This is a genomic window from Acinetobacter sp. ATCC 27244 (assembly GCF_000156555.1).
GTDB classification, from domain to species: domain Bacteria; phylum Pseudomonadota; class Gammaproteobacteria; order Pseudomonadales; family Moraxellaceae; genus Acinetobacter; species Acinetobacter haemolyticus.
Genome location: NZ_GG665959.1, coordinates 129,207 through 138,262 on the forward strand (window position 1 = coordinate 129,207; position 9,056 = coordinate 138,262).

General features: G+C 41.2%; 7 protein-coding genes. 6 read left to right on the forward strand and 1 reads right to left on the reverse strand.

From position 1 onward, the window contains the following. Positions 1-47: 47 nt before the first annotated feature. Positions 48-2,171 (reverse strand): TonB-dependent receptor, encoded by a 2,124-nt coding sequence (locus HMPREF0023_RS11135; protein ID WP_008942148.1) that lies wholly within the window; start codon positions 2,169-2,171, stop codon positions 48-50. Between the two features lie 221 nt (positions 2,172-2,392). Here HMPREF0023_RS11135 and HMPREF0023_RS11140 point away from each other — a divergent pair, with 221 nt between their 5' ends. The 6 genes from HMPREF0023_RS11140 to recJ form a co-directional block, all read left to right on the forward strand. Next, the gene (locus HMPREF0023_RS11140) at positions 2,393-3,199 is read left to right on the forward strand and encodes an MBL fold metallo-hydrolase (protein WP_004641535.1); all 807 of its coding nucleotides are present in this window, start codon (positions 2,393-2,395) and stop codon (positions 3,197-3,199) included. Positions 3,200-3,323: 124 nt separating this feature from the next. Continuing rightward, entirely contained in the window at positions 3,324-3,689 is a 366-nt protein-coding gene (locus HMPREF0023_RS11145) for a YkgJ family cysteine cluster protein (RefSeq protein ID WP_008942149.1), read from the forward strand. A gap of 139 nt (positions 3,690-3,828) precedes the next feature. Next, positions 3,829-5,295 (forward strand): IMP dehydrogenase, encoded by a 1,467-nt coding sequence (guaB, locus tag HMPREF0023_RS11150; RefSeq protein ID WP_004641532.1) that lies wholly within the window; start codon positions 3,829-3,831, stop codon positions 5,293-5,295. Positions 5,296-5,421: 126 nt separating this feature from the next. Further along, the gene (gene glmM, locus HMPREF0023_RS11155; protein ID WP_004641530.1) at positions 5,422-6,759 is read left to right on the forward strand and encodes a phosphoglucosamine mutase; all 1,338 of its coding nucleotides are present in this window, start codon (positions 5,422-5,424) and stop codon (positions 6,757-6,759) included. Positions 6,760-6,771: 12 nt separating this feature from the next. After that, positions 6,772-7,428 carry a pyridoxamine 5'-phosphate oxidase gene (gene pdxH / locus HMPREF0023_RS11160; RefSeq protein WP_004641528.1) on the forward strand — a complete coding sequence of 219 codons (657 nt, stop codon included), beginning with the start codon at positions 6,772-6,774 and terminating at the stop codon, positions 7,426-7,428. After that, positions 7,429-9,056, forward strand: a 1,628-nt coding sequence (recJ, locus tag HMPREF0023_RS11165; RefSeq protein WP_008942150.1) for a single-stranded-DNA-specific exonuclease RecJ, incomplete at its 3' end; no start/stop codon positions are given.

Genomic DNA, 9,056 nt, shown 5'->3' on the forward strand with positions numbered 1-9,056 from the left:
ACGTATTACAATTTTAAAGCCCCTTTGATCAAAGGGGCTTTAAATGATTAATAGTTAAATTTCACAGTAAAATTAATCTGTCGTGGATTGCCTAAGGTGATGAGATTCTCATTGAGCGCACCCGCATAATAGTCTTTATCAAACATATTGCGAATTGCCAATTGGGCACCCCAATGTGCCGCATCATAGCCTGCTTCAGTATCAAAGACGGTATAACCTGGAATATGGACATCTAGTTTATCCATAGTTTTATAAGTTTCGCCGCGAAATCCACCACCTATATACCAGCCAAGTTTTGATGTGGGATCAAATTTATAACGTGCAGATAAACTGTAGCTGTGTTCTGGGACATTATTAAGTGCTTTGCCAATATTGCTACTATCGGCGTCTTTACTAATTTTGGCATCGGCTGTGTAGGTATAGGCAGCTATTAATTTTAGGCCTTCTAAAATTTCTGAGCTGAGTTCAGTTTCGATACCACGAGTTAACTGTTCACCACGTTGTACTTTTTCATTTGAATTTACTGAATCATTAACAACTACGTTCTGACGTTTTAAGTCATACCAAGCAATAGCACCTTGAATACGTTGATCTGGGCTTTGTAACTTCATCCCAACTTCTACCTGTTTTCCTTTTTCTGGCTTAAACGGGTTGCTATTGACATCAGTACCACTGTTTGGAGTAAATGAAGTCGCGTAGCTGACATAAGGCGCCACAATGTCATTGAGGGTATACATTACAGAGGCACTACCAGTAAATGCTTCATCAGACTGTTTACTGCTATTTCCCGTAATTAAACTTGTAGTTTGAGTTTGTGCCCAATCTTGGCGACCAGATAGACTTAACAGTAATTGATCATTGAGTAGAATACGGTCACGAATATATAAACCTGCGTATTTTAAACGGTTAATATCGTGGTTGCTGACAGGATTGGAACAAGTAACAGTTTGTCCATATACGGGAGTGTATATGTTTAAATCACCGACATTACAACGGTTGTTGGTGTAATCACTTTTTTCTTGGAAGGCATCAACACCTATATTGATGTCGTGCTGCATGCCATATAATTCAAATTGGTTATTTAAACGGTTATCAATTGCATAACTTAAGTTATCAATAATTTGGTGGCGACTGTTATTTTTACGGCTGATCGTGGTGTAGTTTTTATCTGCCCAAAAGTTACTACCTGTACGGGCAAAGACTGCTTGCCCATCCATTTCAGTTTTTTGTACGGCAAAGTTTTGGTTAAAGTTCCATCCATTTTCAAAGGCGTGCTTCAACGTATAACCAGTACGATATACATCTGCTTCATATTTACCAAAATGAGGATCGCCAATATATAAACTTCGGTCTATAGCGCCGTTAGGGTTATCTTTTAATGTACCAATGACAGGTAAACCTTGTTGGCGAATATATTCTCGATGCTGATAGCTTGCGATGACAGAAAGATCAGTGTTATCCCCTAAGTCAAAGTTATAAGAGGGGGAGATGTAGTAATTTTTAAAATAAACGTAGTCAGTTGGATCATCTTGATCAGAGATACGACCATTTAAACGGAAGGCACCTTTTTCACTCTTATTTGGGCTATAGTTTAAGTCGAAAGTCCCTTCTTTAAGGCTGTAACTACCATAAGTCATGCTAGCTCGTGCAAAGTTTTCTGCTTCAGGTCGTTTGGTGACTAAATTGACCATACCTCCCGGAGCAACCAAACCAAAATTAATCGAAGCAGGGCCTTTTAATATTTGTACTTGATCCATTCCCGAAATTTCAGCAGCTACAGAAGGGGTAGGTGAACTTTGCCCAATTCTTAAACCATCGACATACACCGAGTCAGAAGAAGTTTGGCCTCGAATAATAAAATCATCCCAACCGCGGCGACCAAGCTTTCCAGCTTCTACACCAGCAACCCCTTCAAGTGCATCCGTAAGAGTTCTTGCTTGTTTTTGGTCAAGTTGTTCACGGGTGACAACAGAAACTGATTGAGCAGTTTTAAATAGAGGTGCATTGGATTTGAGTGCTGAAGTCGCTGTCGTGGCGGCATAGGCCTGATCTTGCTGTTGGGCTTTGACCGAAATAGTTGGGAGTATAAGGTCTTGATCTTCTTTAGCATATGCCATGGTCATAGTGCTTAAGATAAGTGTTGCGAGTAAAGTACGATGCGTAACAAGCATAGGGATGTCCAAGGGAGGGAGCAAAATGGCAGGTGAATGCCATGAATGAGAATGGTTATTATTTTAAGGGATCCGTTTTCTAAAACCAAGCAATAAATCTAAAGCTGATTGTTGGATAAATTATGATAAATATCCAATATGTGATTGAATCTAGATTTAAATCCCATTATTTTATTATGGAATTAAAATAATTCATATTTAAAAGATTTTTTGGGGTTTCTATGAGTTTTGAACGGACAACATCACAGATATTATTTGATAATGGTACGCATAAATGCATTAGTTTTACCAGTTTGGTGAAAGGGGAAGGCATTCAAGCAAATCAATTTTTGATTATTGACCATGAGCGAGCTGCGGTTTTAGATCCAGGCGGTGATCTCACATATGTGCCTTTAACCATGGAGCTTAATCGCTACACCAAACTGAAAAATCTTGATTATGTGATGGCTTCTCATCAGGACCCAGACATTATTACCTCGATGCCTCGTTGGTTGGTCTATACCGATGCCAAAGTTGTCGCATCAAAGTTGTGGGCACGTTTTCTACCGCATCTCAATTCAGCATTTATGAGTGATCGTATGAAGGGAAATTGGGAAGAGCGACTGATCGAGCTGTCTGATACGGGACAAGTTATTCCTTTAGGGCAGTCCTCGATTGTCGCAGTACCTGCACATTTCTTACATTCTGTCGGTAATTTCCAGTTTTATGATCCGACAGCAAAAATCTTATTTTCTGGTGATATGGGAGCATCGATAGTAGATGATGCGAGTGTGCCGATTGCAGATTTTGAAGCGCATACTAAGAAAATGAAAGGTTTTCACCAGCGCTATATGTGCTCAAATAAAGTGATCCGATTATGGGTCAATATGGTACGTCAGATGGATTTAGAAATGATTGTCCCGCAACACGGCACAGCCTTTGTTGGAAAAGAAATGATTGAGCAATTTCTAGATTGGATTGAAACGCTGGAATGTGGTGTTGACCTGATGAATGAATATGTCTTTAGTATGCCCACAGAAATCGCTTAAACATAGGATAAATATGACGGTCGAATACAAAAAATAGGGTTCATCTCTCTTGTTTTTGTAGATAAGTTTTTTTAGGATTCGCGTTTTAAAGAGTTTTATTTTGATAACGAGAATTTTAACAAAAATGTTGTCTCAAATTATGACCTCTGAAACATGTGTCCATTGTGGCGCATGTTGTGCGCATTACCGTGTATCGTTTTATTGGGCTGAGGCTGAAGTCATGCCAAGTGAGATGATTGAGCCGCTCACGGCTGTTTATTCATGCATGAAGGGAACAAATCAGACTCAAGTTAGATGTATTGCTTTAGAAGGCGTGGTTGGACAGCAGGTGAGTTGTTCAATTTATGCGGTGCGTAGCTCAACCTGCCGAGAAGTACAGGTTGGTGATGAACATTGTCATAAAGCTCGACTTGCACACAATATGATTCCTTTGATTTTAATTGAAGAACAAGATGCTGCAAATAATGAAGATTATGATCAGGTGGGTTGATTAAAAGTCTGTGAAACTCGATTCAAAAAACAGGGAAACGTGATGGTAACGGTTTTTCTGAAATTATTTCATCCTAGAAAATGAAATTCACTGTGAAATTTGTTTATAATAGCTCACGGAATTTACCAGTGAGATTGTTATGCTGACCATCGTTCAAGAAGCGCTAACCTTCGATGATGTCTTATTACTTCCTGCCTACTCAACTGTTCTCCCAAAAGATGTCTCCTTAAAGACACGTTTAACTCGCGGAATTCAACTCAATATCCCTCTCGTTTCGGCTGCAATGGATACAGTGACTGAGTCACGTATGGCGATTGCAATGGCGCAAAATGGCGGTATTGGTATTTTGCATAAAAACATGGATATCGCAGCGCAAGCCGCTGAAGTACGCCGTGTGAAAAAATTTGAAGCTGGAATGGTGAAAGATCCAATCACAGTAACACCAGAAACGACGGTTCGTGAACTGATTGCAATTACACAAGCAAATAATATTAGCGGTGTACCTGTGGTTAAGGACGGCAAAGTTGTCGGTATTGTGACAGGACGTGATACACGTTTTGAAACGAATTTAGAGCAACCTGTTAGTAACATCATGACAGGTCAAGATCGCTTAGTCACTGTACGTGAAGGCGAGTCGAAAGAAAATATCCAAGCATTGCTACAAAAGCATCGTATTGAAAAAGTTTTAGTTGTTGGTGAAAACAACGAACTTAAAGGCTTAATTACGGTGACTGACTTCCGTAAAGCAGAAAGCTACCCGAATAGCTGTAAAGATGAACTCGGTCGTTTACGTGTAGGTGCAGCAGTTGGTACAGGTGCTGAGACACCAAGCCGCGTAGAAGCATTGGTCGATGCAGGTGTAGACGCTATTGTTGTTGATACAGCACATGGTCATTCTGCTGGCGTCATTGAGCGCGTACGTTGGGTAAAAGCGAATTATCCACAAGTTCAAGTGATTGGCGGTAATATCGCAACGGGTGATGCTGCATTGGCATTACTTGATGCGGGTGCAGATGCGGTAAAAGTAGGTATCGGTCCAGGTTCTATTTGTACCACGCGTATTGTTGCTGGTATTGGTATGCCACAAATTTCTGCCATTGATAGCGTTGCAAATGCCTTGAAAGATCAAATTCCTTTGATCGCGGATGGTGGTATTCGTTTCTCTGGTGATATGGCGAAAGCGATTGGCGCAGGTGCAAGCACGATCATGGTAGGTTCGCTACTTGCTGGTACTGAAGAAGCACCAGGTGAAGTTGAGTTTTTCCAAGGTCGTTACTATAAAGCCTATCGTGGCATGGGTTCATTGGGTGCAATGGCAGGCGCGACTGGTTCTGCTGACCGCTATTTCCAAGACTCAAAAGCAAGTGCTGAAAAATTAGTACCAGAAGGCATTGAAGGTCGTGTTCCTTATAAAGGTCCAATGGGCAACATCGTACATCAAATGATGGGCGGTTTACGTTCATCTATGGGTTATACGGGTTCAGCTGCGATTGAAGATCTTCGTCAAAATGCGAAATTTGTAAAAATTACTTCAGCAGGTATGTCTGAATCACATGTACATGACGTGACGATTACTAAAGAAGCGCCAAACTACCGTGTTGGTTGATTTTTGGTAATTTTGTCGCTGGAAAAACCGTCAGTTCGCTGACGGTTTTTTTGTTTTAGTGTAAAGTGAAATAGATGATAAATGATGTGGCTTAGCGTCATATTACGATAAGAAAGTGAGTAGAAAATGAGTTATTTTGGTACTGATGGAATTCGAGGCAAATTTGGACAATTGCCGATTACGCCAGAATTTGCTTTAAAATTGGGTTTTGCTGCAGGAAAAGTATTAAAACGTAATAGCCCAAAAAATAAGCCAATTGTGGTCTTGGGGAAAGATACACGTTTATCAGGGTATATTTTAGAAGCTGCATTACAAGCGGGTTTAAATGCGGCTGGCGTGTATGTGCATTTGCTTGGTCCATTACCGACGCCAGCAATTGCACACCTCACTCGTGCTCTGCATGCACACGCGGGCATTGTGATCTCTGCTTCACATAATCCTTATTTTGATAACGGGATTAAGTTCTTCTCAAGTGAAGGTAAGAAACTTCCTGATAATATACAAGATCAAATTAATCAAGAGCTTGAACAAGATTTGCTTATTGATGATACAGCGAACTTAGGTAAAAGTGTTCGTGTAAAAGATGCCAATGGTCGCTATATCGAATTCTGCAAATCAACTTTCCCATATCATTTCAACCTACATAATTTAAAAATTGTCGTGGATTGTGCCAATGGTGCAGCCTACAGTGTTGGACCATCAGTGTTCCGCGAGTTAGGTGCCAAAGTTATTCCACTATTTAATGATCCTGATGGTTTAAATATCAATGAAAACTGTGGCTCTACACATCCAGAGCATTTACAAAAAGCGGTAGTTGAGCATCAAGCAGATCTTGGTATTGCTTTTGATGGTGATGCCGATCGTGTCGTAATGGTGGATAAAAATGGCAATCTCATTGATGGAGACCATATTCTTTATATTCTTGCAACACAAGCCAACCATAAGCCAGAAGGTGTGGTTGGAACAGTGATGAGCAATATGGCACTTGAGCTTGCGTTAGATAAAGCCAATGTTGGATTTGTCCGTGCAAAAGTGGGTGACCGCTATGTATTGCAAGCCCTTGAGGAGCAGAATTGGAGTATTGGTGGAGAACCATCTGGGCATATTTTAACCTTAGATAAAAGTACCACCGGTGATGCAATTATTGCAGCTCTGCAAGTACTTACCGTCATGGTTGAACAAGGTAAAGCCTTACATGAGTTAGTAGATGGTTTTGAGCTATTTCCACAAGTATTAGTCAATGTCCGTTTACAACAAATGATTGATCCATATTCAATTCCTTCTTTAGTTGAAGAGTTTGAAAAAGCAGAACAACAGTTGAAAGGTCGTGGACGCTTATTAATTCGTAAATCAGGCACCGAGCCAGTCATTCGTGTAATGGTTGAAGGTGATGACTTACCAGAAGTTGAAGCGTTAGCAAACCGTTTAGCGGATGCTGTGCGTGCGCAAGCTCAAGTTGCTTAAGAGAGAATACCAATGAGTGATGTGATTAAGGATCTGAGTGAATTGCGATTAAGTTATGAACAAGGTGAGTTGCATGAAGCACAGATCAGCGATCATCCTCACCTGCAATTCTTGAATTGGTTTAATCATGCTTTGGCGGCACATTTACATGAGCCGTATACGATGTCTTTGGCAACTGCAAATGCACAAGGTCGCCCACATGTACGGACTGTATTATTACGTGGTGCGACAGAAGCAGGCTATGATTTTTATACCAATTATGACAGCCAAAAAGGGATAGACCTTGCTGAAAATCCATTCGCTGAGTTGTTATTTTACTGGCCAAGTTTAGAGCGCCAAGTTCGTATCAGTGGTCAAGTGATCAAGATCTCTGAACATGAATCAACTGAGTATTATTTAAAGCGCCCCCGCGATAGTCAAATCGCCGCGCATATCAGCACCCCACAAAGCGGTAGAATTGCGAGTCGAGAAGAGTTACAGCAGCGTTTTTATGACTTACAGCAGCAAGTGGGTGAACACGGTGAACTCACTAAACCTGATTTTTGGGGCGGTTATCGTTTAATTGCTGACTATTATGAGTTTTGGCAAGGGCGTCCAAATCGTTTACATGACCGCTTGAGTTATGAAAAACAGGATGGGCAATGGGTTATACAACGTTTGATGCCATAAATGACACAGATAAAAATTCAACAAAGACCTTTGCTTACACGCCCTGAACAGTTTCAGGGCGTGCCTTCGTTTATTGCTGAGATATTAGCAAGACGAGGTGTTCAATCAGAGCAAGAACTTGAACTCAAGCTAAAACATTTATTGCCCCCTACTTTAAAAGGGATCGATGCCGCAGTTGAATTGATTGATCAAGCGATTGATCAACAAAAGCAAATTGTCATCATTGGTGATTATGATGCGGATGGGGCAACCAGCACTGCATTGATGGTTTTGGTTCTACAAGAAATGGGGGCAAGAGTAGAGTATTTAGTCCCTGATCGCTTTAAGTATGGTTATGGGCTCACGCCCAAAATTGCGGAATTGGCAAAGCAGAGTTATCAGCCTGATTTGCTGATCACGGTCGATAATGGCATTTCCAGTCATGCTGGTGTGGAAACAGCACAAGCTTTAGCTATGCAGGTGATTATTACTGATCATCATCTCACGACAAAACCAACGCCGACTGCTGAAGCGGTAGTCAATCCAAACCAATTGGGTTGCGATTTCCCAAGCAAAGCTTTGGCTGGAGTAGGTGTTGCTTTTTATGTATTGGCAAAGTTAGCCAGTCACCGTGTTCAGCAAGGAAAAAGTAGCTGTAAAGTCACTCAATATTTAGACCTTGTGGCATTGGGAACCTATGCTGATGTCGCAACCTTGGATTACAACAACCGTATATTGATTGATGCAGGGCTGAAACGGATTCAGCAGCATCAATGTCGTGTGGGAATTTTAGCGCTATTAGATATTGCGGGACGTGATGCTGCGAGTTTACGTGCACAAGATTTAGGTTTTGTCCTTGGGCCTCGTATTAATGCCGCAGGGCGTATGGAAAGCATGCGAATCGGCATTGAATGTTTACTTGCAAACGATATGCAAACCGCTTATCCAATCGCACAGCAGCTCAATCAATTAAATCTTGAGCGCCGGCAAGTTGAAACGGAGATGAAGCAACAAGCACTTTCTGCCTTGCAACATATCCAATTAACAGCTGAGCAAATACCGCCAGCATTAGTGATGTTTGATGAACAATGGCATCAAGGGGTGATTGGTATTGTCGCTGGGCGACTTAAAGAACAGTTTTATCGCCCAAGTTTGGTATTTGCACCTGATGAAGATGGGATACACATCAAAGGTTCTGCGCGTTCTATTGATGGTATTCATATCCGAGATATGATTGAATCCGTGGCAGAGCAGCGTCCAGATCTACTGAGCCATTTTGGTGGTCATGCAGCAGCAGCAGGTTTAACGCTTAGGAAAGAACATTTTGATGAGTTTAAAAGCGTTTTTACTCAAATGATCGCTGAGATGGATTCTGATTTATTTCAAGCCACCTTATGGACCGATGGAGAGTTAGATGATTCAGCTTTGCATTTAAGCTCTTTGGATTGGATTGAGCAGCTTGGACCTTGGGGACAAAAATTTCCTTTGCCGCAGTTTGAAGGACGATTCCAAGTGGTTGATTATCGTTGGCTTAAAGAGCAGCATTTAAAACTGAAATTGGCAGTAGGGTCACACTCAATTGACGCGATTGCTTTTCACGCAATAGATCGTTTCGAATTTAACCCAATGCTAGGGTATGTCGATTTAGT

What these genes read in the sequence shown, in the direction of transcription:
- HMPREF0023_RS11135 (WP_008942148.1), bottom strand. Translation starts at nt 2,171, where the DNA reads ATGCTTGTTACGCATCGTACTTTACTCGCAACACTTATCTTAAGCACT.
- HMPREF0023_RS11140 (WP_004641535.1), top strand. Translation starts at nt 2,393, where the DNA reads ATGAGTTTTGAACGGACAACATCACAGATATTATTTGATAATGGTACG.
- HMPREF0023_RS11145 (WP_008942149.1), top strand. Translation starts at nt 3,324, where the DNA reads ATGTTGTCTCAAATTATGACCTCTGAAACATGTGTCCATTGTGGCGCA.
- guaB (WP_004641532.1), top strand. Translation starts at nt 3,829, where the DNA reads ATGCTGACCATCGTTCAAGAAGCGCTAACCTTCGATGATGTCTTATTA.
- glmM (WP_004641530.1), top strand. Translation starts at nt 5,422, where the DNA reads ATGAGTTATTTTGGTACTGATGGAATTCGAGGCAAATTTGGACAATTG.
- pdxH (WP_004641528.1), top strand. Translation starts at nt 6,772, where the DNA reads ATGAGTGATGTGATTAAGGATCTGAGTGAATTGCGATTAAGTTATGAA.